Annotated in this window: 24 protein-coding genes, 1 tRNA gene and 3 pseudogenes; 23 read left to right on the forward strand and 5 right to left on the reverse strand. The window is 66.9% G+C overall.

Translation table 11 applies throughout. The features are described 5' to 3' along the window. The first annotated feature begins 23 nt into the window (after positions 1 to 23). A pseudogene (rpoC, locus tag MU852_RS14445) lies at positions 24 to 4,219 on the forward strand (DNA-directed RNA polymerase subunit beta'). A 59-nt stretch (positions 4,220 to 4,278) separates the two neighbouring features. Here rpoC and MU852_RS14450 read toward each other — a convergent pair. Next, positions 4,279 to 5,076, reverse strand: coding sequence for a hypothetical protein (locus MU852_RS14450; RefSeq protein ID WP_249750140.1), 798 nt, complete (start codon positions 5,074 to 5,076; stop codon positions 4,279 to 4,281). A 388-nt stretch (positions 5,077 to 5,464) separates the two neighbouring features. On the opposite strand from MU852_RS14450, the gene rpsL reads away from it, so the two are divergent. The 14 genes and pseudogenes from rpsL (at position 5,465) to MU852_RS14515 (ending at position 16,654) form a co-directional block, all read left to right on the forward strand. After that, positions 5,465 to 5,839 (forward strand): 30S ribosomal protein S12, encoded by a 375-nt coding sequence (gene rpsL / locus MU852_RS14455; RefSeq protein ID WP_021697983.1) that lies wholly within the window; start codon positions 5,465 to 5,467, stop codon positions 5,837 to 5,839. A gap of 39 nt (positions 5,840 to 5,878) precedes the next feature. Further along, positions 5,879 to 6,352 carry a 30S ribosomal protein S7 gene (gene rpsG / locus MU852_RS14460; RefSeq protein ID WP_201216437.1) on the forward strand — a complete coding sequence of 158 codons (474 nt, stop codon included), beginning with the start codon at positions 5,879 to 5,881 and terminating at the stop codon, positions 6,350 to 6,352. Between the two features lie 136 nt (positions 6,353 to 6,488). Next, positions 6,489 to 8,567, forward strand: coding sequence for an elongation factor G (gene fusA, locus MU852_RS14465; RefSeq protein WP_249750141.1), 2,079 nt, complete (start codon positions 6,489 to 6,491; stop codon positions 8,565 to 8,567). Between the two features lie 110 nt (positions 8,568 to 8,677). Next, a complete protein-coding gene (gene tuf, locus MU852_RS14470; protein ID WP_201216432.1) occupies positions 8,678 to 9,868 on the forward strand; it encodes an elongation factor Tu in 1,191 nt (396 codons plus the stop codon). Positions 9,869 to 10,159: 291 nt separating this feature from the next. Next, positions 10,160 to 10,294 (forward strand): hypothetical protein, encoded by a 135-nt coding sequence (locus MU852_RS17550; RefSeq protein ID WP_283843656.1) that lies wholly within the window; start codon positions 10,160 to 10,162, stop codon positions 10,292 to 10,294. Positions 10,295 to 10,389: 95 nt separating this feature from the next. Continuing rightward, positions 10,390 to 11,727 carry a hemolysin family protein gene (locus MU852_RS14475; RefSeq protein WP_249750142.1) on the forward strand — a complete coding sequence of 446 codons (1,338 nt, stop codon included), beginning with the start codon at positions 10,390 to 10,392 and terminating at the stop codon, positions 11,725 to 11,727. 92 nt (positions 11,728 to 11,819) lie between these two features. After that, a tRNA-Trp gene (locus MU852_RS14480) sits at positions 11,820 to 11,895 on the forward strand. 70 nt (positions 11,896 to 11,965) lie between these two features. After that, the gene (gene secE / locus MU852_RS14485) at positions 11,966 to 12,262 is read left to right on the forward strand and encodes a preprotein translocase subunit SecE (RefSeq protein ID WP_249750143.1); all 297 of its coding nucleotides are present in this window, start codon (positions 11,966 to 11,968) and stop codon (positions 12,260 to 12,262) included. Positions 12,263 to 12,275: 13 nt separating this feature from the next. Continuing rightward, a complete protein-coding gene (gene nusG / locus MU852_RS14490; protein WP_249750144.1) occupies positions 12,276 to 12,851 on the forward strand; it encodes a transcription termination/antitermination protein NusG in 576 nt (191 codons plus the stop codon). 314 nt (positions 12,852 to 13,165) lie between these two features. Next, complete coding sequence (gene rplK / locus MU852_RS14495; protein ID WP_249750145.1) at positions 13,166 to 13,597, forward strand: 50S ribosomal protein L11; 432 nt, start codon at positions 13,166 to 13,168, stop codon at positions 13,595 to 13,597. Positions 13,598 to 13,601: 4 nt separating this feature from the next. Further along, positions 13,602 to 14,293 (forward strand): annotated as a pseudogene (gene rplA, locus MU852_RS14500) (50S ribosomal protein L1). Between the two features lie 125 nt (positions 14,294 to 14,418). After that, complete coding sequence (locus tag MU852_RS14505) at positions 14,419 to 15,501, forward strand: AI-2E family transporter (RefSeq protein ID WP_249750146.1); 1,083 nt, start codon at positions 14,419 to 14,421, stop codon at positions 15,499 to 15,501. Between the two features lie 112 nt (positions 15,502 to 15,613). Continuing rightward, entirely contained in the window at positions 15,614 to 16,066 is a 453-nt protein-coding gene (locus tag MU852_RS14510; protein WP_249750147.1) for an NUDIX hydrolase, read from the forward strand. A gap of 72 nt (positions 16,067 to 16,138) precedes the next feature. Beyond that, positions 16,139 to 16,654 (forward strand): DUF2059 domain-containing protein, encoded by a 516-nt coding sequence (locus tag MU852_RS14515; RefSeq protein ID WP_249750148.1) that lies wholly within the window; start codon positions 16,139 to 16,141, stop codon positions 16,652 to 16,654. On the opposite strand, the gene MU852_RS14520 is transcribed toward MU852_RS14515, so the two are convergent. Continuing rightward, complete coding sequence (locus MU852_RS14520) at positions 16,651 to 17,358, reverse strand: glutathione S-transferase (RefSeq protein WP_249750149.1); 708 nt, start codon at positions 17,356 to 17,358, stop codon at positions 16,651 to 16,653. The genes MU852_RS14515 and MU852_RS14520 overlap by 4 nt on opposite strands. A 318-nt stretch (positions 17,359 to 17,676) precedes the next feature. On the opposite strand from MU852_RS14520, the gene rplJ reads away from it, so the two are divergent. The 3 genes from rplJ (at position 17,677) to MU852_RS14535 (ending at position 19,139) form a co-directional block, all read left to right on the forward strand. Then, positions 17,677 to 18,192 (forward strand): 50S ribosomal protein L10, encoded by a 516-nt coding sequence (rplJ, locus tag MU852_RS14525; RefSeq protein ID WP_249750150.1) that lies wholly within the window; start codon positions 17,677 to 17,679, stop codon positions 18,190 to 18,192. Between the two features lie 62 nt (positions 18,193 to 18,254). After that, on the forward strand, positions 18,255 to 18,644 hold the full coding sequence (gene rplL / locus MU852_RS14530; protein ID WP_249750151.1) for a 50S ribosomal protein L7/L12: 390 nt from the start codon (positions 18,255 to 18,257) through the stop codon (positions 18,642 to 18,644). 114 nt (positions 18,645 to 18,758) lie between these two features. Further along, entirely contained in the window at positions 18,759 to 19,139 is a 381-nt protein-coding gene (locus MU852_RS14535; protein ID WP_249750152.1) for a hypothetical protein, read from the forward strand. Positions 19,140 to 19,142: 3 nt separating this feature from the next. On the opposite strand, the gene pip is transcribed toward MU852_RS14535, so the two are convergent. Genes pip through MU852_RS14550 form a run of 3 tightly spaced genes read right to left on the reverse strand, consistent with a single transcriptional unit; the run spans position 19,143 to position 20,759 of the window. Continuing rightward, positions 19,143 to 20,117 (reverse strand): prolyl aminopeptidase, encoded by a 975-nt coding sequence (gene pip, locus MU852_RS14540; protein WP_249750153.1) that lies wholly within the window; start codon positions 20,115 to 20,117, stop codon positions 19,143 to 19,145. A gap of 37 nt (positions 20,118 to 20,154) precedes the next feature. Continuing rightward, the gene (locus MU852_RS14545; RefSeq protein WP_249750154.1) at positions 20,155 to 20,517 is read right to left on the reverse strand and encodes a DUF423 domain-containing protein; all 363 of its coding nucleotides are present in this window, start codon (positions 20,515 to 20,517) and stop codon (positions 20,155 to 20,157) included. A 2-nt stretch (positions 20,518 to 20,519) separates the two neighbouring features. Next, positions 20,520 to 20,759: a hypothetical protein gene (locus MU852_RS14550; protein ID WP_249750155.1), complete on the reverse strand. Its 240-nt coding sequence runs from the start codon at positions 20,757 to 20,759 to the stop codon at positions 20,520 to 20,522. Positions 20,760 to 20,963: 204 nt separating this feature from the next. Here MU852_RS14550 and MU852_RS14555 point away from each other — a divergent pair, with 204 nt between their 5' ends. The 5 genes and pseudogenes from MU852_RS14555 to MU852_RS14575 all read left to right on the forward strand — a co-directional run bounded on the left by MU852_RS14555 (position 20,964) and on the right by MU852_RS14575 (position 24,107). Further along, complete coding sequence (locus tag MU852_RS14555) at positions 20,964 to 21,362, forward strand: DUF6249 domain-containing protein (protein WP_249750156.1); 399 nt, start codon at positions 20,964 to 20,966, stop codon at positions 21,360 to 21,362. Positions 21,363 to 21,387: 25 nt separating this feature from the next. Next, on the forward strand, positions 21,388 to 21,945 hold the full coding sequence (locus tag MU852_RS14560; protein WP_249750157.1) for an RNA polymerase sigma factor: 558 nt from the start codon (positions 21,388 to 21,390) through the stop codon (positions 21,943 to 21,945). Then, positions 21,935 to 22,357: a hypothetical protein gene (locus MU852_RS14565; protein ID WP_249750158.1), complete on the forward strand. Its 423-nt coding sequence runs from the start codon at positions 21,935 to 21,937 to the stop codon at positions 22,355 to 22,357. Before MU852_RS14560 ends, MU852_RS14565 begins: the two co-directional genes overlap by 11 nt. 57 nt (positions 22,358 to 22,414) lie before the next feature. Then, positions 22,415 to 23,249, forward strand: a pseudogene (gene panB, locus MU852_RS14570) (3-methyl-2-oxobutanoate hydroxymethyltransferase). Between the two features lie 78 nt (positions 23,250 to 23,327). Beyond that, positions 23,328 to 24,107: a tetratricopeptide repeat protein gene (locus MU852_RS14575; protein WP_249750159.1), complete on the forward strand. Its 780-nt coding sequence runs from the start codon at positions 23,328 to 23,330 to the stop codon at positions 24,105 to 24,107. Positions 24,108 to 24,117 lie beyond the last annotated feature (10 nt).

Genomic DNA, 24,117 nt, shown 5'->3' on the forward strand with positions numbered 1-24,117 from the left:
GGTTGCCGCAGCAAGGAACCAAGATGAACCAGGAAGTCCTGAACATCTTCAACCCGGTCCCGGTCACCCCGACCTTCGACCAGATCAAGATCGCCCTGGCCTCGCCGGAGAAGATCCGGTCGTGGTCGTTCGGCGAGATCAAGAAGCCGGAAACCATCAACTACCGCACGTTCAAGCCTGAGCGTGACGGCCTGTTCTGCGCCCGTATCTTTGGCCCAACCAAGGACTACGAATGCCTGTGCGGCAAGTACAAGCGCATGAAGTACAAGGGCATCATCTGCGAGAAGTGCGGCGTGGAGGTTACCCTGGCCCGCGTCCGTCGCGAGCGGATGGGCCACATTGAACTGGCCGCGCCGGTCGCCCACATCTGGTTCCTGAAGTCGCTGCCGTCGCGCATCGCCCTGATGCTGGACATGGCGCTGAAGGACGTCGAGCGCGTCCTGTACTTCGAGAACTACATCGTCACCGAGCCGGGCCTGACCCCGCTGAAGCAGAACCAGCTGCTGACGGAAGACGAATTCTATCGCTATCAGGAAGAGTTCGGCGACGACGGCTTCACCGCCGAGATCGGCGCCGAGGCCGTGCGCAACCTGCTGATGGGCATCGACCTGCACGCCGAAGCCGAGAAGCACCGTGCCGAACTGGCCGACAACCCGTCGGAAATGAAGGCCAAGAAGGCGTCCAAGCGCCTGAAGCTGATCGAGGCCTTCCTGGAATCGGGCAACAAGCCCGAGTGGATGATCCTGACCATCGTGCCGGTCATCCCGCCGGAACTGCGCCCGCTGGTGCCGCTGGACGGCGGCCGCTTCGCGACGTCGGACCTGAACGACCTGTATCGCCGCGTCATCAACCGGAACAACCGCCTCAAGCGCCTGATGGAGCTGCGGGCGCCGGACATCATCATCCGCAACGAAAAGCGGATGCTGCAGGAATCGGTCGACGCCCTGTTCGACAACGGCCGTCGCGGCCGGGTCATCACCGGCGCCAACAAGCGGCCCCTGAAGTCGCTGGCCGACATGCTGAAGGGCAAGCAGGGCCGCTTCCGCCAGAACCTGCTGGGCAAGCGCGTCGACTATTCGGGCCGCTCGGTCATCACCGTGGGACCGGAACTGAAGCTGCACGAGTGCGGCCTGCCCAAGAAGATGGCGCTGGAGCTGTTCAAGCCGTTCATCTACGCGCGTCTGGACGCCAAGGGCCTGTCGGGCACCGTCAAGCAGTCCAAGCGCATGGTCGAGCGCGAGCAGCCCGCCGTCTGGGACATCCTGGACGAGGTGATCCGCGAGCACCCGGTGCTGCTGAACCGCGCGCCGACGCTGCACCGCCTGGGCATCCAGGCGTTCGAGCCCAAGCTGATCGAGGGTAAGGCCATCCGCCTGCACCCGCTGGTCTGCACCGCCTTCAACGCCGACTTCGACGGCGACCAGATGGCCGTGCACGTTCCGCTGAGCCTCGAGGCCCAGCTGGAAGCGCGCGTCCTGATGATGTCGACGAACAACATCCTGTCGCCCGCCAACGGCAAGCCGATCATCGTGCCGTCCCAGGACATCGTCCTGGGTCTGTACTACCTGTCGCTGGTCAAGGACGGCGAGCCGGGCGAGGGCAAGCTGTTCGCCAACATCGGCGAGATCGACGCGGCCCTGGACGCCAAGGTCGTCACCCTGCACACGCGCATCAAGGCCCGCTGGACCGAGATGAACGCCGAAGGGCAACTGGTCACCAAGGTGATCGACACGACCCCGGGTCGGATGAAGCTGGCCGCCCTGCTGCCGCAGAACCCGAACGTCGGCTATCGCCTGCTCGAGAAGAACCTGACCAAGAAGGAGATCGGCAACCTGATCGACGTGGTCTATCGTCACTGCGGTCAGAAGGCGACGGTCATCTTCGCCGATCAGATGATGGGTCTGGGCTTCCGCGAGGCCGCCAAGGCGGGCATCTCGTTCGGCAAGGACGACATCGTCATCCCGGCCAAGAAGGTCGAGCTGGTCAACGAGACCCGCGCCCAGGTCGAGGAGTACGAGCAACAGTACGCCGACGGCTTGATCACGCGCGGCGAGAAGTACAACAAGGTCGTCGACGCCTGGGCCAAGGCCACGGACCGGATCGCCGACGCCATGATGGGCGAGATCGCGCAGCCGCGCGTGCTGATCGAGGGCGAGAACCCCGACATCAACTCGGTCTTCATGATGGCCAACTCGGGCGCCCGCGGTTCGCAGGCGCAGATGAAGCAGCTGGCGGGATGCGCGGCCTGATGGCCAAGCCGTCTGGCGAGATCATCGAGACGCCGATCACCTCGAACTTCAAGGAAGGCCTGACCGTCCTTGAATACTTCAACTCGACCCACGGCGCCCGCAAGGGCCTGGCCGACACCGCGCTTAAGACCGCCAACTCGGGTTATCTGACCCGTCGTCTGGTGGACGTGGCGCAGGACTCCATCGTCACCGAGGACGACTGCGGCTCGACGCGCGGCATCACCCTGCGCGCGGTCATGGAAGGCGGCGACGTGCTGGTGTCCCTGGGCGCCCGCATCCTGGGCCGTTACGCGGCCGAGGACATCAAGGAGCCGGGCGCGGACACCGTCCTGTTCCCCGCCGACACCTATCTGGTGGAAGAGGTCGTGGAAGCGATCGAGGCCGCCGGCGTGCAGTCGGTGAAGGTGCGTTCGGCCCTGACCTGCGAGGCCGAAGCCGGCATCTGCGGTCACTGCTACGGTCGTGACCTGGCGCGCGGCACCAACGTCAACATCGGCGAAGCGGTCGGCGTCATTGCCGCCCAGTCGATCGGCGAGCCGGGCACCCAGCTTACGATGCGGACCTTCCACATCGGCGGCACGGCGCAGGTTGCGGAAACCTCGTTCATGGAGGCGACCAACGCCGGTACGGCCAAGATCGCCGGCCCGACCGTCGTCGCGCCGCACGGCGACCTGGTGGCCATGAGCCGCAACGTCACCGTGACGGTGGTCGTGGACGGCAAGGACCGCGAGACGCACAAGGCCCCCTACGGCGCCCGCATCCGCGTCAAGGACGGCGGCGAGGTCAAGAAGGGCCAGCGCCTGGCCGAGTGGGACCCCTACACCACCCCCATCCTGACGGAAGTGGGCGGCGTGGTCCGCTTCGAGGACCTGGTCGACGGCCTGTCGGTCAAGGAAGAAACCGACGAGGCGACCGGCATCGCCCAGCGCGTCGTCACCGACTGGCGCGCCAGCCCGCGCGGCTCGGACCTGCGTCCGGCTCTGGGGGTCACCCAAGGCGAGGCCTATGCCAAGCTGTCGTCGGGGTCCGACGCCCGCTATCTGCTGCCCGTCGGCGCGGTTCTGTCCGTGGCGAACGGCGACGAGGTCAAGCCGGGCGAGATCGTCGCCCGCGTCCCGACCGAAGGCGCCAAGACCCGCGACATCACCGGCGGTCTGCCGCGGGTGGCCGAGCTGTTCGAAGCCCGTCGTCCCAAGGACTGCGCGGTCATCGCCGAGATGGACGGCCGCGTCGAATTCGGTCGCGACTACAAGAACAAGCGCCGGATCAAGATCACCCCGGAAGTCAACGCCGACGGCGTCCAGGGCGAACCGGTCGAGTTCCTGATCCCCAAGGGCAAGCACATCTCCGTCCACGACGGCGACCTGATCCAGAAGGGCGACTACATCATCGACGGCAACCCGGATCCGCACGATCTGCTGCGCATCCAGGGCGTCGAGGCGCTGGCCGAGTATCTGGTGAACGAGGTGCAGGAGGTCTATCGACTGCAGGGCGTGCCGATCAACGACAAGCACATCGAGGTGATCGTTCGCCAGATGCTGCAGAAGGTCGAGGTCATCGACTCCGGCGAGACCACCCTGATCAAGGGCGACACGGTCGAAGTGGCCGAGGCGGCGCTTGAGAACGCCAAGGTCGAAAAGCGCGGCGGTCGTCCGGCGATCACCCAGCCGGTTCTGCTGGGCATCACCAAGGCGTCGCTGCAGACCCGCAGCTTCATCTCGGCGGCGTCCTTCCAGGAGACCACCCGCGTCCTCACCGACGCCTCGGTCAACGGCAAGAAGGACACGCTGGAAGGCCTGAAGGAAAACGTCATCGTCGGCCGCCTGATCCCGGCCGGCACGGGCGCCTACCTGCGCAGCCTGCAGAAGATCGCCAACGATCGCGACGCGGAACTGACCCAGGCCCGCGAAGACGCGGTCGAGCCGCTGCCGGCCGACCTGCAATTGGAGCTGGAGAGCAGCGAAGGCTGATCTCCGGTTTCGGAGCGAAGACCTGAGAAGGGCGGCGCCGGCGACGGCGCCGCCCTTTTCTATTGAGGTTCGCGCCCAGGCCCGGAGGCCCCGGGGACCAGCGGCGCGCCAGAGGCCGGCGGGCCGTCGCGGCGGGTGCGGACGTTGCGCGAGGAGTCGGGCGCAAGCGACGGATCCAGATGCGCGCCGGCGCAGCCCGTGCCGAAGTTGGAGCCGATGCAGTCGGCCGGGCCCACCACGCCGACGCCGCCCGACAGCGGACGACGCTGGGCCTCCCACTGCTGCAGCCGGCGGGCGCCCTCGCGGGCGAAGGCGGCGTCGCGCTCGGGATCGCCGGAGCCGTGGATGGGCGGGGCCGCCGCCGCGCGTTCGCCGAACCGCTGGCGGCAATGTCGCCGTTCGTCCTCGTTCAGCAGTTCGGGCGAGGCGCAGCCGGCGGCGCCCAGCCGCAGGCTGCGCGACATGGCCCCGCGCCGGTCGGTCGGATCGACCCGCCAGGCCGTGTCCGGGGCAGGGGCGCCGGCGGGGGGCTGGACGGCCAGGCGCGGCTGGACGGGCGCCGGACGGCCCTCATAGGCGGGATCGGGCCGGCGCGCCTGCGGGGCGGCGTCGTCGCGCGCCCGGCCCTGAATCGGCGCGTCGGGTTCGGTCGTCGCCACGGGCGGGCGCGGGCGCTCGTCGCGCAGCAGGGGGCGGGGCTGGATTTCCAGCAGGATAAGCGGGGGCTCGGGGCGGGCGACCCTGCGCGGCCCCAGGGCGTTCAGCGACAGCGCCAGGATCAGGCCGCCATTGACCGCGACGGCCCCCAGGGCCAGTGCAGCCTTGCGCCTGGTGTCGATGCGCCCGTCGCCCGTCACGCCGCCCCTCCCGGTTCGACGCCAAGCTGGGCGGCAAGCATGGCCGCTTTCAGGCGGCGCGGCGACTTGTTCGCGTCGCGGCTGTGCGTCGGTCCCCCGAAACGCGGCGGGACGGGGGATGCGCTTGACCCGAACGCCCATCGCGCGTAGAAGCCGCCCACTTTCGAGGCGTGGCCGGTTCGCCGTCCGCTGAGACGATCACAATCGAACGGACGGCCTGTGCGCCGCCGGAACGCCCGAAGCGCGCGTTCCGGTTTTTCTGTTTGAGGACAGCGTCTCGGTCTCGATGACAACCCGGGCGGGGGAATGGTCCCTCGTTCACAAAAGAAGGCGCGGGGCGCCTCGGTCGAAAGACACACGCCCCCCACAGAAGTCGAGACCTGTCTCAATGCCTACGATCAACCAACTGATCCGCAAGCCGCGCAAGCCCAAGCCCGTCCGCAACAAGGTTCCGGCCCTGGAAGGCTCGCCCCAGCGCCGCGGCGTCTGCACCCGCGTCTATACGACGACCCCGAAGAAGCCGAACTCGGCTCTGCGTAAGGTCGCCAAGGTGCGCCTGGCCAAGAACGGCTACGAAGCCGTGTGCTACATCCCCGGCGAAGGCCACAACCTGCAAGAACACTCGGTCGTGCTGATCCGCGGCGGCCGCGTGAAGGACTTGCCGGGCGTTCGCTACCACATCCTGCGCGGCGTGCTGGACACGCAAGGCGTCAAGGACCGCAAGCAGCGCCGTTCGCACTACGGCGCCAAGCGTCCGAAGTAAGCCGCCCTGCGCGTCATCAGATTCTAAGAGGATACATCCATGTCCCGTCGTCACCGCGCCCAGAAGCGTGAAGTCCTGCCGGATCCCAAGTTCGGCGACCTGATCGTCACCAAGTTCATGAACTACGTGATGTACGAAGGTAAGAAGGCCGTCGCCGAAAACATCGTTTACGGCGCTTTCGACATCCTGGCCGACAAGAAGAAGGACCAGACCGCGGTCGAGACCTTCCACTCGGCGCTCGACAACGTCGCCCCGTCGGTCGAAGTCCGTTCGCGCCGCGTCGGCGGCGCCACCTACCAGGTGCCGGTCGAGGTCCGTCCGGACCGTCGCCGCGCCCTGGCCATTCGCTGGCTGGTCAACGCCGCGCGCAACCGCGGCGAAAACACGATGACCGAAAAGCTGGCCGCCGAGCTGCTGGACGCCTCGAACAACCGCGGCACCGCGGTCAAGAAGCGCGAAGACACCCACAAGATGGCCGAAGCCAACCGCGCCTTCAGCCACTATCGCTGGTAACGCCTTCAAAGCGTCATCGACGATGACTATCTGAGACTATCCGGCGCGGGCGGTTTGAGCTAAATCGCCCGCGCCGCCTTATCCGACATTTCCGAGGGCGCCCTGGCGTCCGCCAAAGCCCCCAAGGGACGCTCTCATGCCCCGCACGCATAAAATCGAAGACTACCGCAACTTCGGCATCATGGCCCACATCGACGCGGGCAAGACGACGACGACCGAGCGGATCCTGTATTACACCGGCAAGTCGCACAAGATCGGCGAAGTGCACGACGGCGCCGCCACCATGGACTGGATGGACCAGGAGCAGGAACGCGGCATCACCATCACGTCCGCCGCGACGACCGCCTTCTGGAAAGAGAAGCGCCTCAACATCATCGACACCCCCGGCCACGTGGACTTCACCATCGAAGTCGAGCGTTCGCTGCGCGTCCTGGACGGCGCCGTGACGGTGCTGGACGGCAACGCCGGCGTCGAGCCGCAGACCGAGACCGTCTGGCGTCAGGCCGACAAGTATAAGGTTCCGCGCATCGTCTTCGTCAACAAGATGGACAAGATCGGCGCCGACTTCGACAAGTCGGTCGAGTCGATCCGCGACCGTCTGGGCGCCAAGGCCGTGCCGATCCAGTTCCCGATCGGCGCCGAATCCAACCTTTCGGGCCTGGTCGACCTGGTCCGCATGAAGGCGGTCATCTGGGACAACGACGGCCTGGGCGCCTCCTTCCGCGACGAGGAAATCCCCGCGGACCTGAAGGCCAAGGCCGATGAAGCGCGTCAGTATCTGATCGACAACGCCGTCGAACTCGACGACGAGGCGATGGAAGCCTATCTGGAAGGCAACGAGCCTTCGGAAGAAACCATCAAGAAGTGCATCCGCAAGGCGGTGCTGACGGGCGCCTTCTATCCGATCCTGTGCGGCTCGGCCTTCAAGAACAAGGGCGTGCAGACGCTGCTGGACGCCGTCGTCGACTACCTGCCGTCGCCGATCGACATCCCGCCGACCCCGGGCATCGACTTCAAGACGGAAGAGCCCGTGGTCCGCAAGGCGTCGGACGACGAGCCGCTGTCGGTCCTGGCGTTCAAGATCATGGACGACCCCTTCGTCGGCTCGCTGACGTTCTGCCGCCTGTATTCGGGCAAGATGGAAACCGGCCAGTCGCTGCTGAACTCGACCCGCGACAAGAAGGAACGCGTCGGCCGCATGCTGCTGATGCACTCCAACAACCGCGAGGACATCAAGGAAGCCTACGCCGGCGACATCGTCGCCCTGGCCGGCCTGAAGGACACCCGCACCGGCGACACCCTGTGCGACCCGATCAAGTCGCCGGTCATCCTGGAGCGCATGGAGTTCCCGGCCCCGGTCATCGAGATCGCCGTCGAGCCCAAGACCAAGGCCGACCAGGAAAAGCTGGGCGTCGCCCTGGCCAAGCTGGCGTCGGAAGACCCGTCCTTCACCGTCTCGACCGACCACGAGTCGGGCCAGACGATCCTGAAGGGCATGGGCGAGCTGCACCTGGACATCAAGATCGACATCCTGAAGCGCACCTACAAGGTCGAAGCGACCATCGGCGCGCCGCAGGTGGCCTATCGCGAATCCATCAGCCGCAAGGCCGAGATCGATTACACCCACAAGAAGCAGACCGGCGGTACGGGCCAGTTCGCCCGCGTCAAGCTGGTGTTCGAGCCGGGCGAGCCGGGTTCGGACTTCGTCTTCGAGTCCGCCATCGTCGGCGGCGCGGTGCCCAAGGAATACATCCCGGGCGTCGAGAAGGGTCTGAAGTCGGCCAAGGACAACGGCCTGCTGGCCGGCTTCCCGGTCATCGACGTCAAGGCCACCCTGGTCGACGGCGCCTTCCACGACGTCGACTCCTCGGTGCTGGCGTTCGAAATCGCTTCGCGCGCCGCCTTCAAGGAACTGCGTGAGAAGGGCGGCCCCAAGCTGCTCGAGCCGATCATGGCGGTCGAGGTCGTGACGCCGGAAGAGTACCTGGGTTCGGTCATCGGCGACCTGAACGGCCGTCGCGGCATGATCCAGGGGCAGGACATGCGCGGCAACGCCACGGTGGTGAACGCCTTCGTGCCGCTGGCCAACATGTTCGGCTATGTGAACACGCTGCGCGGCATGTCGCAGGGCCGCGCCCAGTTCACCATGCAGTACGACCACTATGAGCCGGTGCCGCAGCACGTCGCCGACGAAGTGATCAAGAAGTACGCCTAAGCTTTCCCTTTTCGGAAAGCGGACCTAAAAGCGCCCGGCCGGTCACAGGCCGGGCGTCCTTAACCCCCAAACCAAAAGGAACCCCGGTTCGGGGACCTAGGAGCTAGAGAATGGCCAAGGAAAAGTTCGAACGCACGAAGCCGCACTGCAACATCGGCACGATCGGTCACGTCGACCACGGCAAGACGACGCTGACGGCGGCGATCACGATGACGCTGGCGAAGGCGGGCGGTGCGAAGGCGATGAACTACGCCGACATCGACGCGGCGCCGGAAGAGAAGGCGCGCGGCATCACGATCAACACGGCGCACGTGGAATATGAGACGGCCAACCGTCACTACGCGCACGTCGACTGCCCGGGCCACGCCGACTATGTGAAGAACATGATCACGGGCGCGGCGCAGATGGACGGCGCGATCCTGGTGGTCTCGGCCGCCGACGGCCCGATGCCGCAGACGCGCGAGCACATCCTGCTGGCCCGTCAGGTCGGCGTGCCGGCGCTGGTGGTCTTCATGAACAAGGTCGACCTGGTCGACGACGAAGAGCTGCTCGAGCTGGTCGAGATGGAAGTGCGCGAGCTGCTGAGCAGCTACCAGTTCCCGGGCGACGAAATCCCGATCACCAAGGGCTCGGCCAAGGCCGCGACCGACGGCGTGAACCCGGAGATCGGCGAGCAGCGCGTGCTGGCGCTGATGGAGACGGTCGACGCCTACATCCCGCAGCCGGCCCGTCCGGTGGACCAGCCGTTCCTGATGCCGGTGGAAGACGTATTCTCGATCTCGGGCCGCGGCACCGTGGTGACGGGTCGCGTCGAGAAGGGCGTGATCAAGGTCGGCGAGGAAGTCGAGATCGTCGGCATCCGTCCGGTCCAGAAGACGACCTGCACGGGCGTGGAAATGTTCCGCAAGCTGCTGGACCAGGGCGAGGCGGGCGACAACGTCGGCGTGCTGCTGCGCGGCACCAAGCGTGAGGACGTCGAGCGCGGTCAGGTCCTGTGCAAGCCGGGTTCGATCACCCCGCACACCAAGTTCCTGGCCGAGGCCTACATCCTGACCAAGGAAGAAGGCGGCCGCCACACGCCGTTCTTCACCAACTACCGCCCGCAGTTCTACTTCCGCACGACCGACGTGACCGGCATCGTGCACCTGAAGGAAGGCGTCGAGATGATCATGCCGGGCGACAACGCCGAGCTGAACGTCGAGCTGATCACCCCGATCGCCATGGACCAGGGCCTGCGCTTCGCCATCCGTGAAGGCGGCCGCACCGTCGGCGCCGGCGTCGTGGCCAAGATCGTCGAGTAATCGACGATCCCAGGCCACGCATCCTTGCGATGCTGCGGGAGCCATGCTCCCGCAGGGGCCAAGATCGTCGAGTAATCGACGTTCTGATGCGCTAACGCGCGTGAAGCGATCGCTCGCTTCTTGAGCGCGTCGGCCTTGCGGCTGACAAGCCATTCGTAGCGTACAGAGCGGCCCCGGAGCGATCCGGGGGCCGTTTCTGCATTGATGTTCGCCTTTCAGGCGTGAGGGCTTGCCCGCAACCCAAATCCCCCATCTACGTTCGGCTGTGGACGTTAAGGATTTGGTAACCCTATGTTTCGCGCGGTTCGCATCGGTCTGTTCATCGGCACCCTGATCGGGATGTCGGCCTGCGCGACGCAATACGACGCGCAGGGACGCCCCGTTTCGGGCGCCTATGGCTCCGTCGAGGCCGGCCGCACGGGCTGATTTCAAGGAAATCGTGGCGCTGAGGGCGATTGTCGCCTACTGTCGTCCTTGCGGACGCCGTTTGTCGCGCCGCGTCGGTCCTTATAACCCCCTAGATGTTACTCATCGCTATCGTCGTCGTTCTGCTCCTGGTGGTGCTCAACGGCCTTTTCGCCATGACCGAACTGGCGGTCGTGTCGTCCCGGAAATCCAAGCTGCAAAGCCGGGCCGAGAAGGGGGATCGCGGGGCGCGCAAGGCCCTGAAGCTGTCCGAGGAGCCCACGCAGTTCCTGTCGGCGGTGCAGGTGGGCATCACCCTGATCGGCATTCTGGCGGGCGCCTACGGCCAGGCGACCATCGCCGGCGAGTTGGACCGCATCCTGGAAACCAGCTTTCCGGCCCTGGCCGCCTACACCGAATTCTTCTCCACCGCCGTGGTCGTCATCTGCATCACCTATGTTTCGCTGATCGTCGGCGAATTGGTGCCCAAGCGTCTGGCGCTGATCTTTCCGGAGACCATCGCGTCCAAGATGGCGCAGCCGATCTCCAGCCTGGCGCTGGTGATGAAGCCCTTCGTCCTGCTGCTGACGGCCTCGACGTCCGGCATCCTGAAGCTGCTGGGCGTCAAGGACCGGGATGGGTCGGACGTCACCCAGGAAGAGGTGGCGACCATCCTGGCCGAGGGCACCTCGGCCGGCCTTATCGAGCCGGAAGAGCAGGAGATGATCGAGGAGATCCTGCGGCTGGGCGACCGTCCGGTGCGGGTGGCCATGACGCCGCGTCACGAGGTGTTCTGGATCGCCCTGGACGACAGCGAGAAGCAACTGCGCGAGGAAATCCGGACCTGTCCCTATTCCCGCATCGTCGTGGCGCGCGACAACGACGTCGATAATCCGCTGGGCGTCGTCCACAAGAAGGACCTGCTGGACAGCCTGCTGGACAATGGCGAGTTCAACGTCGAACGCCTGGTGCAGGAGCCCGCCTTCATCCCGCAGTCGACCTCGGTGTTGAAGGCGCTGGAGATCATCAAGGGCTCCAAGGTCCACATGGCCTTCATCGTCGACGAGTTCGGCGCCTTCGAAGGCGTCATCACCGCCACCGACCTGCTGGAGATGATCGCCGGCGACTTCAACGAATCGCACGACGAGGAAGAGGCCTATCTGCGACAGCGCGAGGACGGCTCTTGGCTGGTCGACGGACAGACCGACCTGGACGAACTGGCCGACGCCCTGGGCGAGGATTTCGGCGACCATGAAGGCTTCCACACCGTCGCCGGCCTGATCCTGCACCAGCTGTCGCGCGTGCCCGACGAGGGCGAGGTGCTGCAGGTCGGGCGCTACGAGGTCGAGGTGGTCGACATGGACGATCGCCGGATCGACAAGCTGATCTTCAAGGAACTGGTCCGAGCCGAAGACGAGAAGCAGGCGGTCGCCGCGCACCTGGAAGAGGAATAGGCGCGCCACATCCGCCCTTGAAATGCCGGGCCGCGTCAGGCATACGCGCCCCTCTGGCGAAGACGCTTGCCGATGGCGGGCGGCCTTTGTCTAGGAGTTTAGCTCAGCTGGTAGAGCACCGGTCTCCAAAACCGGGGGTCGTGGGTTCGAGTCCCCCAACTCCTGCCATTTCCCCCTGTCGCTTCCGGATGGGACTTCCCATCTGGGGCGACAGGATCAATTGTTTGAAGAGCATCTGATGGCCAAGGCCAAGAACCCCGGCAAGCGCCCGCAGATGGGCTCGAAGCTGCAGACCGCACCGGCGGGCCAGACCATCGCCGTCGAGGCGACCGAGCCCAAGAAGAAGACGAGCCCGGCTCAGTTCTTCAGCCAGGTGCGCGCCGAGGGCCGCAAGATCGTGTGGCCCAGCCGCAAGGAGACCTGGATTACCTCGGTGATGGTCTTCATCATGGTGCTGATCGCCTCGATCTTCTTCTGGGTGGTGGACACCGGCCTCGGCTTCGCCTTCCGCTACATCATCGCTCTCGGCTCGTAAGAAAGACGCCCCCATGACCGACGCAGCGCCCGCCAAGCCGGCCAACCCGCGGCACAAGTGGTACATCGTCAACGCCTATTCGAACTTCGAGAAGAAGGTCGCCGAGCAGCTGCGCGAACAGGCCCGTCAGCAGGGGCTGGAAGACGCCTTCTCCGAAATCCTGGTGCCGACCGAGGACGTCGTCGAGATCCGTCGCGGCCGCAAGGTGAACTCCGAGCGCAAGTTCTTCCCGGGCTACGTCCTGGTGAAGATGGAGATGACCGACCAGGCCTATCACCTGGTCAAGAACACGCCCAAGGTCACCGGCTTCCTGGGCGCCGCGGGCGGCACCAAGCCCCTGCCGGTCTCGGAACGCGAAGTTCAGAACATCATCGGGGCCGTGGAAGAGGGCGTCGAGCGTCCCAAGCCCACCATTCGCTTCGACATCGGCGAGAAGGTCAAGGTCACCGACGGTCCCTTCGCCAGCTTCGACGGCGCCGTCGAGAGCGTGGACGAGGAGAACGCCCGCCTGCGCGTCGCCGTCTCCATCTTCGGCCGCGCGACGCCGGTCGAGCTAGAATACGGCCAGGTGGAGAAGGTCGCGGGCTGAGGCTGGAAGTCTCCCCCGTCCGGGGAGAGCAGGTCGCGCAGCGACCGGTTGGAGGCGGCTCGTCGACGGGCCGCCTTTTTGCTGGCTGAGCCTGACGGGCCTTGCCGTTCCCACACGGTCTCCGCTTCGCTTCGACCTCCCTCCCCGGACGGAAAGGGAGAAGACGTTGCCTCGACCCCGCGTCTCTGATACACGCGCGCCTTCGCTCGGCGGACCTCGGTTCGCGGTGCGGCAAATCCGTGGGAGGCCGCCATGCCGGACCACGGCTCACCGGTCCCGGATCGAAGTCCGGGGATCATTCATAGGAGAGACCAATGGCCAAGAAGATTCTCGGCTATATCAAGCTGCAAGTGCCGGCCGGTTCGGCCACGCCTTCGCCGCCGATCGGCCCGGCCCTGGGTCAGCGCGGCGTCAACATCATGGGCTTCTGCAAGGAGTTCAACGCGCGGACCGAGAAGGAAGCCAAGGGCACCCCGCTTCCGACCGTCATCACCGTCTATCAGGACAAGTCGTTCACCTTCGTGACCAAGACGCCGCCGGCGACCTGGTACCTGAAGCAGGCCACCGGCCTGAAGTCGGGCGCCAAGCTGGTCGGCCGCGAGATCGCCGGCAAGATCACGCAGACGCAACTGCGCGAGATCGCCGAAAAGAAGATGAAGGATCTGAACGCCAACGATCTCGACGCTGCGGCCAAGATCATCGAAGGCTCCGCCCGCGCGATGGGCCTCGAAGTGGTGGAGGGCTAAGCACATGGCCAAGCAAACCAAGGCTCAGAAGGCCCGCACCGGCGTCACCCAGGACCTGGTCCCGTTCGCCGACGCCATCAAGCTGGTCAAGGACAACGCCAAGGCCAAGTTCGACGAGTCGATCGAGATCGCCGTCAACCTGGGCGTCGACCCGCGTCACGCCGACCAGCAGGTCCGCGGCGTGGTCAACCTGCCGTCCGGCACCGGCCGCGACGTCCGCGTCGCCGTCTTCGCCAAGGACGCCAAGGCCGAGGAAGCCAAGGCGGCCGGGGCCGAGCACGTCGGCGCCGAAGACCTGTACGAGAAGATCAACGGCGGCTTCATGGAGTTCGACCGCGTGATCGCCTCGCCGGACATGATGGCCCTGGTCGGCCGTCTGGGTAAGGTGCTGGGTCCGCGCGGCCTGATGCCGAACCCCAAGGTCGGCACCGTGACCCCGAACGTCGCCCAGGCCGTCAAGGACGCCAAGGGCGGCGCCGTCGAGTTCCGCGTCGAGAAGGCCGGCATCGTGCACGGCGGCATCGGCAAGGCCTCGTTCACGCAGGACGCGCTGGAAGCCAACGTCAAGGCGTTCGTCGACGCCCTGAACCGCTCCAAGCCGTCGGGCGCCAAGGGCACCTACGTCAAGCGCATCATCGCCTGTCCTCGACGATGGGCCCGGGCATCAAAGTCGATCCGGCTTCGCTGGAAGCCTGATCCCCGGTTCGCGACTGAATCGAGACGGCCCCGGAGAGCAATCTCCGGGGCCGTTTTCTTTTTCCATCGGCGGCGAACGGTCACGCTGGGGGTGCGTTCTGTCCGCGACCTTTGGGGATGTGACGATGTTCGGACTGGGAAGACGGGGCGGCGGCGTGGGCGCGGCGGGCGGAGGCGATCCGTGGAAGGGCAGGCTGGCGTTCGGCGCCGTGGTGCTGGTGGCGGCCTATTTCGCCGTGCAACTGGTCATCACGCTGCAGACGCTGTGGCTGCTGATCTTCGGCGCCGTGGTGGTGGCCGTGATTCTGCGCGCTTTGGCCGACCCCATCGTCCGCTGGTTCAAGGCGCCCGATCCCCTGGCGGTCTTTCTGTCGCTGCTGATCGTGGTGGCCGTGCTGGCGGGGGTGCTGACCCTGTTCGGCGCGCAGATCGTCGAGCAGGTGGCGGCCTTGTCCGCGGTCGTGCCCCAGGGCTGGGCGCAGGTGCAGTCCTGGATCCAGGCCCAGCCCTACGCCGGCCAGCTGTTCGAGCAGCTGCAGGGGCTGGGAGATCGCGCGGGCCAGGCCCTGCAGGTGGCGCAGCGCTTCGCCCTCAGCTTCGCCTCCGGGGTGACGACGCTGGTGCTGGTGGTGGTGGCGGGGGTGTTCCTAGCCATCAAGCCGGCCAAGTCGCGCGAAGGACTGCTGGCCCTGGCGCCCATGCAGCACCGCCCGCGTCTGCGGGAAGTCCTGGACAGCTGCGGTCACGCCCTGAAGGGCTGGCTGAAGGCGCAACTGTTCTCGATGGTTCTTGTCGGCACCCTGACCGGCGTCGGTCTGGCGGTCATCGGCGTGCCGTCCGCCCTGGGTCTGGGGCTGCTGACCGGGCTGGCGCAGTTCGTGCCGATCGTCGGACCCATCGTCTCCACCGTGCCGGCCGTGCTGGTGGGCGCCACCCAGGGATGGGAGACCGCCCTGATGACCCTGGCGCTCTATGTCGTGGTCTCACAGCTGGAGAGCAACTTCATCACGCCGATGGTGCAGAAGAACGTGGCGAACCTGCCCGTGGTGCTGGGCATCTTCGCCGTGGTCGGAATCGGCACCCTGTTCGGCCCGCTGGGCGTGCTGTTCGCCACGCCGCTGGCGCTGGTGCTGCACACGCTGGTGACCATGCTCTACCGCCAGGACGTGCTGAAGGATCCGGACGCCCGGGCGCCGGGACAGCGATAATCGTTCCGATCGGAGCGAGACGACTTGACGCAGGCCTCGCGATCCCGTTTGCCGGTGGGCAGGTCGTCCCAGGGCGGATGAATTCGGTCGCAGGCGCCGCAGGGAGCGACAGGTGACGGGCGAACAAGTAAAGCGCACCGCGCGGTCCGAGACCCGGCAGGTCGCCGCCCTGCCGTGGCGCCTGGAAAACGGGCGGCGTCGCATCCTGATGATCACGTCGCGTGAGACACGGCGCTGGGTCATTCCCAAGGGCGGGCGAATGGTCGGCCTGACGGACGCCGAGGCGGCGGCCCAGGAGGCGCTGGAGGAAGCCGGCGTGAAAGGGCAGGTGCATGACCAGTCCATCGGCGTCTTCCGGTATCTGAAGCGGCTCAAGGACGACAGCGAGCGGCGCTGCGTGGTCTCCGTCTATCCGCTGGAGGTGCTGATCCAACTCGGCGCCTGGCCGGAAGCCCATCAGCGCGAACGGCGGTGGATGACCTTCGCCGAAGCCGCCGAGGCGGTGCATGAGCCGGATCTGGCGGCCCTGATCCGCGACTTCGACGCCACGCCCCTGGCGGATTGAGCAACCGCAAGTGGTTTTCGCTGGTCTCGGCCCCGCCGCGACCCGATAAGAGGCGGTCAGGAGGAGGCCGCCATGCGGATCATGATGCTGGCGGCCTTGGCCGTCTTCAGCGCGGCGCTGGCCGCGGGCGGCCCCGCCGCGGCGCAGGACGCCGGGCGGGAACAACGCTTGATCTTGTCGCGCGAGTTGATCGCCGTCTCGACCGGCCCCAACCTGGCCAAGTCCGTCGAAGGCTACGCCGCCGCCGAGATGGAGAAGACCATCGCGGGTCAGGATGACGAAGAAGCCGCATGGGTGCGCGCCAACATGCCCGCCATGATCGGCCGGATGACGAACCGCATCATGGCGGACCTGGCGCCGGTGTACGCCGACACCTTCACGATCGAGGAGCTTGAGGCGCAGATCGCCTTCTTCCGCTCGCCGGTCGGTCGACAGATCGCGGCCAAGACCATCGAACTGGCGACGGGCCAGGAAACTGTGCTTCAGACCGCCGTCCTGGCGATGATGACCGAGTTCGAGGCGAAGTTCTGCGCCGAGTTCGACTGTGACGCGGTCGGCGGCCAGGCGGCGGCCAAGCCGACCCGCTAGCCGTCGAACTCCGGATATCGCCGGAAGATTCCGTCCTCGTTGAAGGCGATGCGACGCGGACTGTCCAGATAGGCGGCGATGCGGGGCAGGGCGGCGACGCGGTCGCGCACGGCGACGACGCGGGGCGTGTCCCGCATCACCCGAGCCGCCGCCTGGGGAAAGGCGTACCGCAGGCCCTCCGCCACCTGGAACAGGGACAGGTCCGCATAGGTCATGCGGTCGCCGGCCAGCCAGTCCGAACCGGCGCGGTTGCGTTCCAGGACGCGTTCGGCCCAGCCCAGGAATTTGCCGATGCGCTGGTCGCGGAACCCCTTGGCCCTCCGTGCGGCCTCGGGCTTCTGCTCGTCGTAATAGGCGGCCAGGTCGACAGGGTGGTGGGTGTCGTGCGCCTCGACGACCAGGTCGGCCAGCGTCAGCTGGACCTGATTGACCCAGGCGCGGTCGCTGTCTCCGTCGGGGGCCAAACCCAGCTGCGGACCGATCCAGGCCAGAATGGCGGCGACCTGGCCGATGGTGCGCTCTCCCAGCTTGAGGAAGGGCGGGGCGAAGGCGGGGGTGTCGGCCGTCTTCATCAGGCGCATCATCGCCTCGCCGTCGTCCTGGCGCGAGACGTCGACATAGTCCGCGCCGGCCGCCTCCAGCGCCAGGCGGACGAACTCTCCGCGCCCCTGGATCGTCGGCCAGTAATAGAGTTCATAGGCCATGCGTCACGCTCCTTGATTTATCGGACCTGTCCCTGTATGAGCGCCGCTTCCCGTCGAAGGTTCGCCTTTGACGGTCCTGTCCGAGAACTTCGGGGCGTGGGGGCCACCCGCGCCGTAACCGTCAGGGAGCCCCCTGGCGCCGTGGGGAGATGGGGACGCAAACTGGCAGATGTCGGCCCGCATTCCGGGACGGACGCCGTCAGTCGCTTCCTTCGGACAATACGACCGGCCTGAACGTCTCGCGGCGACGCGCGACGCTTTGGCCAAATCCGTCGTCGGGAATAAGCCCGGCGGCGAATGCCAAGACTGGAGACCGCAATGGACCGCGCACAAAAGGCCGAGTCGATCGAGACGCTCAAGGGCGTGTTCGCCGACGCCGGCTCCGTGGTCGTGACCCACAACCTGGGTCTGACCGTTGCGGAAATGGAAGACCTGCGTGGCCGGCTGCGTACCGCCGGCGGCGCGTTCAAGGTGGTCAAGAACCGCCTGGCGCTGAAGGCGCTCGAAGCCGAAGAAGGCAGCGATTACCACGGCCTGTTCAAGGGCCCCGTGGGCATCGCCTACGCCGAGAACCCCGGTACGGCCGCCAAGGTCGCCACCGAGTTCGCCAAGGCTAACGATCGCTTCAAGATCGTCGGCGGCTTCATGGGCGAAACCGTCGTCGACCAGAAGGGCGTCGAGGCGCTCTCCAAGCTGCCGACGCTGGACGAAGTCCGCAGCCAACTCATCGGCCTGCTCAACGCGCCCGCGACCAAGGTCGCCGGCGTGCTGCAAGCGCCCGCCGGTCAGCTGGCCCGGGTGTTCAACGCCTACGCCACCAAGGAAGCCGCGTAAGCGGCGGACCCTTTCATCTCTGCATCCCTCTCTGAAACCAATCCTCCGAAGGAAAACTGACAATGGCCGACCTCGCCAAGATCGTCGAAGACCTGTCCGCGCTTACCGTTCTGGAAGCCGCTGAACTCTCCAAGCTGCTGGAAGAAAAGTGGGGCGTTTCCGCCGCCGCTCCGGTCGCCATGGCCATGCCGGCTGGCGGCGCCGCTGGCGGCGCTCCGGCTGAAGCCGCCGAAGAGCAAACCGAGTTCACCGTCGTCCTGGTCGACGGCGGCGACAAGAAGATCAACGTCATCAAGGAAGTTCGCGGCGCTCGCTCGGACCTGGGCCTGAAGGAAGCCAAGGACCTGGTCGAAGGCGCTCCGCAGAACGTCGTCGAGAACGTCTCCAAGCAAGCCGCCGAAGAGCTGAAGAAGAAGCTCGAGGAAGCCGGCGCCAAGGTCCAGATCAAGTAATCTGGGCTTCAGCGTCCGCTGAAGATCGAAAGGCCCGGCGGGAAACCGCCGGGCCTTTTTCATTATCCTTCCGAGGCGCGGCGTGACACGGTTCGGTTTCGATGGAGACGCGCCATGATCCTCGCCTTTGTCGTCGCTGCTTTGAGCGGTCTGCAGCTGGACCCGCTGGATGCGGTCGTCGCCGCGCCGGAAAATCACGTGGTGATCCTAGAGAATGATCGGGTCCGCGTTCTCAGGGTGACTGTGCAGCCGGGCGAGACAGAGGCGCCGCACGTTCACCGCTGGTCCAGCGTGATGCACATCCAATCGGCGCAGCCGCTGGTCGATATCCTCTACGAGAGGGGCGAGGACGGTCTTGCCGAGGTCCGGCGCACGCCCCTACCGCCTGGACCGCCGCCCGAGGCGCTATGGTTTCCGCCAGAAGGGCCGCACGCCATCTATAACGCCGGCGACGGCGTATTCCGCGCCATTCGGATAGAGCTGAAGAGCGATTAATCGCTAGACGGTCGCCGCCCAGTCCGTGGCGCGGATCAGGCTGTCGATGATGCCGGGTTCGGACGAGGCGTGGCCGGCGTCGGGCACGATGTCCAGCCGGGCCTCGGGCCAGGCGCGGTGCAGCGCCCAGGCGCCCGAGATCGGCGTGACCACGTCGAAGCGGCCTTGCGCGATCCAGCAAGGAATGTCCCGCATCCGGTCGACGTTCTTCAGGATCCAGTCTTCCTCGGGGAAGAAGCCGCCGTTGGTGAAGAACCAGTTCTCGATCCGTGCGAAGGCGACCGCGAACTCGGGCTCGGCGAACTTGTCGGGCCGGGCGTCGGGGCCCTCTACGCTGACGGTCTCGCCTTCCCAGCTGGACCAGGCGATGGCGCAGCGCTCGCGTTCCGCCACGTCGTCGCCGATCAGTCGCTTGTAATAGGCGCCCATCAGGTCGCCGCGCTCGGCCTCGGGGATGGGCACGACGAACCGCTCCCACGCATCGGGGAAGATCATCGAGGCGCCGTCCTGGTAAAACCAGTGGAGTTCCTTGCGGCTCAGCAGGAAGATGCCGCGCAGCACCAGCGCCAGGCACCGCTCGGGATGGGTGATGGCGTAGGCCATCGACAGGGTCGAGCCCCAGGAGCCGCCGAACACCACCCACCTGTCCACGCCGCAACGGGCGCGCAGCCGCTCGATATCCTCGATCAGGGTCCAGGTGGTGTTGTCTTCCAGCGAGGCGTTCGGGCGGGATTTGCCGCAGCCGCGCTGATCGAACAGGACGATGCGGTACTTGGCCGGATCGAAATAGCGCCGCATGCCCGGATTGACGGCGCCGCCCGGTCCGCCATGCAGGACCAGGACCGGGCGCCCCTGCGGATTGCCGCATTCCTCGTAATAGATCTGGTGAGGACCGTCGGTCTCCATCCAGCCCGAGGCGAACGGTTCGATCTCGGGATAGAGCTCACGACGGGGATCGGCAGGCGCGGGGAAGGCCATGAATCGAACGGTCTTTCTGAGAAGGCGAAACTTGGCCTTAAGAGGAGCGGCCTTGCAATGCCGCAAACGCGACGCAAAGCCAACCGGCGATCATCAGAACCCCGCCGACCGGCGCGACCGCGCCCATGGCGGGTAGGCTGAGCAGCGCGATGAAGGCCAGAGCCAGGCTGAACACCAGGCCGCCCGCCGCCCCAAGCCAGCCGGCCAGGCGCGCCAGACGGCCCCCGCCCGTCCACAGGGCGCAGGCCAGGCCGAAGACGGCGTGCGCCAGCTGGTAATGCGCGCCCGTGGTCAGCAGGGTCTTGACCTGCAGACCCGCGCCGTGGGCGGCGAAAGCCCCCAGCGCTACGGCCAGCGCTCCATTCAGCGCGGAAAAGACGATCAGGTCGCGACTGGCCATGCTCAGCCTTCGACGTCAGTGGCCGGGCGGTCGTGGCCGTCGGCCCGCTCGGTGATCCATTCGCCGTCAGGCCCTTCGTATTCGATCATCGCGGTTTCATCCGGGACCTTTTGCTCGTGCGCGGCGCGCACGGCGGCGGCCCGGGCCAGATCGTGACTGGCGAAGGTCTCGGAGAAGGTGTCTCCCGACCGATAGGCCCAGCCGCCGTCGTGTTCGACGATGCGATAGGTGACATGGCTCATGGGAATGCCTTTCTGGAAATGTCGGCGGACGCTAGCGCGAACCGGCGGCGCCCGAAACCGATTCCAGCGACGCCGAACGCCGGCGCGGCCGACCTTACGAAGATTTCACCAAAGGCTTCGCATCCGTGGGGGCGCCTGGCGGCCTCTTGTGATCAGAAGGCCGCCGCATCAGGCTGGGCCGCAAGGGATCACAGGGGTATCGCCATGGAAGACTTCATTCCGATCTTCGCCATCTTCGCCGTCTTCGGCACCATCACGGCCATCATCGTCGGCCCGACCTTCCTGAAGTACCGCGAGAAGCGCGACATGCAGGAGACCGTCCGCCACGCGGTCGACAAGGGCCAGGACCTGCCGTCCGAACTGATCGACGCCATGACCAAGGACGTGCAGAAGACCCTGCCGTCGCGCACCCGGGACATCCGCCGCGGCATCATCTGGCTGGCGGTCGGCATCGGCGTCGCCGCCTTCGGCGTCGTCAGCGACCTGGGCGGAAACGGCTGGAACGGCGGCATGGACAACGGCCTGCTGGGCATCGCCTGCATTCCCGCCGTCATCGGGATCGCCTTCATCGTCCTGAGCTTCTTCAACCCGAACAAGGACTGACGGCGACCGATCGGGGGAAACCGTCATGAACAGGACATCCTTGCACGATCTTCACGACGTCGAGCTGGCGGCCCAGGCGGCCGCCGGCGGGCGGCGGGAGTATGGCGAGCTGGTGCGCCGGCACGGTTCGGCGGTCCGGGGCCTGCTGCGCCGGATGGGGGCCAGCCCGTCGCTGGCCGACGACGTGGCCCAGGACGCCTTCCTGCAGGGCTTCCAGCGCTGCGCCGAGTTTCGGGGGCAGGGGACCTTCGCCGGCTGGGTCAAGAAGATCGCCGCGCGCCTCTATCTGAAGCGCGTCGCCCGCGAGGCCCGCTATGTCGCCGAGATCGAGGCCGAGGAGGCGGCGACGCCGGTCGACCAGGCCGGCGCGCTGGACCTGGACGAGGCGCTGAAGGCGCTGAACGAGACCGAACGGGTGTGCGTGTCGCTGTGCCACGGCGCCGGCATGTCCCATCCGGAAATCGCCGCGGCCATGAATTTGCCGCTCGGAACGGTGAAATCCCATGTCAAACGTGGTCTGGATAAACTCCGCGCTCGGCTTCAGCCGGCGGCTTCAGGCGGGAGGTCGGCTCATGTCGGCTGACGAATTCGACCCGGCGATCGAGCGACTGTTCGCCCGCGCCCCCAGGATGGCCGACGACGCCCTGTTCGTCGCCGAGTTCCGCACGCGGCTGGAGAAGCGTTCGCGCTGGCGCGGCGTGGCCCTGACCGGCGCGGGGCTGATCGGCGGGCTGATCGCGGTGCGCGAAGGGATCAATCTGAACTTCACCGGCGGAGAGGCCGAGGTGACGACGCTGGGCCAGGGCGCGCAGGCGGTCGCCGTCACGGCCCAAGGCGCGGTCCAGTCCGGTCTGGGCGGTCTGGGGCTGGACTCCCTGGGGTTGGGCTCGATCGACCTGATGAGCGGGTCGGGCATGGCGGCGTTCTGGATCGTCGCCGGGGCGCTGGTCGCGCTGCTGGCCGCCGGCGCGGTGCGGCTTTCTCAGGACATCTAGGGTGACTCGGGCGGCGCGGGCGCCTATCTGACGGCCGATCAGACAGGAGGCCCGCCGATGTCCATTCACGCCCAGGAGACCGTCCGGCGCATTTCCGTGCCCGACATCGCGGCGAGAAAGGGCGGCGAACCGATCGTCTGCCTGACCGCCTATGACGCGCCGATGGCGGCCCTGCTGGACCCCCACTGCGACGTGCTGCTGGTGGGCGACAGCGTGGGCATGGCGGTGCACGGCCTTCCCAACACCGTCGGCGTCACGCTGGAGATGATGATCCTGCACGGCCAGGCGGTGGTCCGGGGCTCGCGCCGGGCCCTGGTGGTGGTGGACATGCCGTTCGGCGCCTACGAGGGCGGCGAGCAGGCCGCCTACGACGCCTGCGCGGGTCATGAAGGAAACCGGCGCCCAGGCGGTGAAGCTGGAGACCAGCGCGGAGCTGGCGCCCATCGTCCGGTTCCTGGTCCGGCGCGGCATTCCGGTGATGGGCCACATCGGCCTGCGCCCCCAGGCGGTGCTGGCCGAAGGCGGCTTCAAGGCCAAGGGCCGAACCGACGCGGAACGCGAGCGCGTGCTGGCCGAGGCTGTCGCCGTGGCCGAGGCGAGCGCCTTCTGCATCGTCATCGAGGGCGTGGCCGAATCCCTGGCGCGCGAAATCACCCAGACCATCGACGTCCCCACCATAGGCATCGGCGCCTCGGCCGCCTGCGACGGCCAGGTCCTGGTGGTCAACGACATGCTGGGAATGTTCGACTGGACCCCCAAATTCGTCCGCAAGTACGCCGATCTGCGCGGAGAGATCGACCGCGCCGCCGCCGCCTTCGCCTCTGACGTGAAGTCCCGCCGTTTTCCTGCCGAAGTCGAGACCTACTTCTCGAAAAAACCGGCTTCGCCGTAACGGCTTCGTTGCGGGCGTGAGGGCGACCCTCTAGGGTCCGCCGGATTCCGTGCAGCGATCTTTTGGGGCGACGTTTCCGTGGTTGATGTCTTCGAGCAGGTCGAGGAGGAGCTCCGCTCCGACCGGTATAAGCGCCTGGCCCGCACCTGGCTGCCCGTCGCGGCCGTGGTCGTGATCGTCGCGCTGATCGGCGCGCTGGGTTGGTGGGGCTGGGACAGCTATCAGTCCAATCGCGCCGCCAAGGGCGCCGAGGCCTATGATCGCGGCCTGGAAGCCCTGCGCGAAAGCAAGCCCGCCGACGCCCGCGCCGCCTTCCAGGAAGCGGTCGAGCAGGGCAACGGCGCCTATAAGGCCCTGGCCCTTCAGCAGCAGGCCGCCCAGGCCCTGGACGCCAACAAGGTTCCCGACGCGGTGCGCCTGTTCGACGAATCCGCCAAGGCGACGCGCGACCCGATCCTGTCCGACACGGCTTCGCTCAAGGCCGCGTGGCTGCTGATGGACACCGCGCCGCTGGCCGAGTTGGAAAGCCGCCTGACCCCGCTGGCCGAGGACGACCGCCCGCTGCACGCCTTCGCCCAGCATGCGCTGGCCCTGGCCCGCCTCCAGCACGGCAAGGCGGCCGAGGCCCGCTCGGCTTTGGTGGTGCTGCAACTGGGCCAGGACGTGCCCGACGCCATCCGCCAGCAGGCCCAGGCGGCCATCGCCATGATCGATTCCGGCACGGTCGCCGCCCTGCCCAAGATCGTCGACGCCGCCAAGGCCGCGCCGCCGCCCGCCGCGCCGCAAGTCGCGCCCGCATCGCAGGCTGCATCCCCGGCCTCGGCCCCGGCCCCGGCCGCTGCGCCGACCCAACAGTGACGTCACCGGA

The organism is Brevundimonas albigilva, from assembly GCF_023503965.1.
GTDB lineage: Bacteria > Pseudomonadota > Alphaproteobacteria > Caulobacterales > Caulobacteraceae > Brevundimonas > Brevundimonas albigilva.

Excerpts from the sequence above, each read along its gene's own strand:
- MU852_RS14515 (WP_249750148.1), top strand. The coding sequence starts at position 16,139 with ATGCGGATCATGATGCTGGCGGCCTTGGCCGTCTTCAGCGCGGCGCTG.
- pip (WP_249750153.1), bottom strand. The coding sequence starts at position 20,117 with ATGGCCTTCCCCGCGCCTGCCGATCCCCGTCGTGAGCTCTATCCCGAG.
- MU852_RS14565 (WP_249750158.1), top strand. The coding sequence starts at position 21,935 with ATGTCGGCTGACGAATTCGACCCGGCGATCGAGCGACTGTTCGCCCGC.
- rplL (WP_249750151.1), top strand. The coding sequence starts at position 18,255 with ATGGCCGACCTCGCCAAGATCGTCGAAGACCTGTCCGCGCTTACCGTT.
- MU852_RS14505 (WP_249750146.1), top strand. The coding sequence starts at position 14,419 with ATGTTCGGACTGGGAAGACGGGGCGGCGGCGTGGGCGCGGCGGGCGGA.
- secE (WP_249750143.1), top strand. The coding sequence starts at position 11,966 with ATGGCCAAGGCCAAGAACCCCGGCAAGCGCCCGCAGATGGGCTCGAAG.
- MU852_RS14545 (WP_249750154.1), bottom strand. The coding sequence starts at position 20,517 with ATGGCCAGTCGCGACCTGATCGTCTTTTCCGCGCTGAATGGAGCGCTG.
- MU852_RS14520 (WP_249750149.1), bottom strand. The coding sequence starts at position 17,358 with ATGGCCTATGAACTCTATTACTGGCCGACGATCCAGGGGCGCGGAGAG.
- nusG (WP_249750144.1), top strand. The coding sequence starts at position 12,276 with ATGACCGACGCAGCGCCCGCCAAGCCGGCCAACCCGCGGCACAAGTGG.
- MU852_RS14555 (WP_249750156.1), top strand. The coding sequence starts at position 20,964 with ATGGAAGACTTCATTCCGATCTTCGCCATCTTCGCCGTCTTCGGCACC.
- tuf (WP_201216432.1), top strand. The coding sequence starts at position 8,678 with ATGGCCAAGGAAAAGTTCGAACGCACGAAGCCGCACTGCAACATCGGC.
- fusA (WP_249750141.1), top strand. The coding sequence starts at position 6,489 with ATGCCCCGCACGCATAAAATCGAAGACTACCGCAACTTCGGCATCATG.
- MU852_RS17550 (WP_283843656.1), top strand. The coding sequence starts at position 10,160 with ATGTTTCGCGCGGTTCGCATCGGTCTGTTCATCGGCACCCTGATCGGG.
- MU852_RS14535 (WP_249750152.1), top strand. The coding sequence starts at position 18,759 with ATGATCCTCGCCTTTGTCGTCGCTGCTTTGAGCGGTCTGCAGCTGGAC.
- rpsL (WP_021697983.1), top strand. The coding sequence starts at position 5,465 with ATGCCTACGATCAACCAACTGATCCGCAAGCCGCGCAAGCCCAAGCCC.
- rpsG (WP_201216437.1), top strand. The coding sequence starts at position 5,879 with ATGTCCCGTCGTCACCGCGCCCAGAAGCGTGAAGTCCTGCCGGATCCC.
- rplJ (WP_249750150.1), top strand. The coding sequence starts at position 17,677 with ATGGACCGCGCACAAAAGGCCGAGTCGATCGAGACGCTCAAGGGCGTG.
- rplK (WP_249750145.1), top strand. The coding sequence starts at position 13,166 with ATGGCCAAGAAGATTCTCGGCTATATCAAGCTGCAAGTGCCGGCCGGT.
- MU852_RS14475 (WP_249750142.1), top strand. The coding sequence starts at position 10,390 with ATGTTACTCATCGCTATCGTCGTCGTTCTGCTCCTGGTGGTGCTCAAC.
- MU852_RS14550 (WP_249750155.1), bottom strand. The coding sequence starts at position 20,759 with ATGAGCCATGTCACCTATCGCATCGTCGAACACGACGGCGGCTGGGCC.
- MU852_RS14560 (WP_249750157.1), top strand. The coding sequence starts at position 21,388 with ATGAACAGGACATCCTTGCACGATCTTCACGACGTCGAGCTGGCGGCC.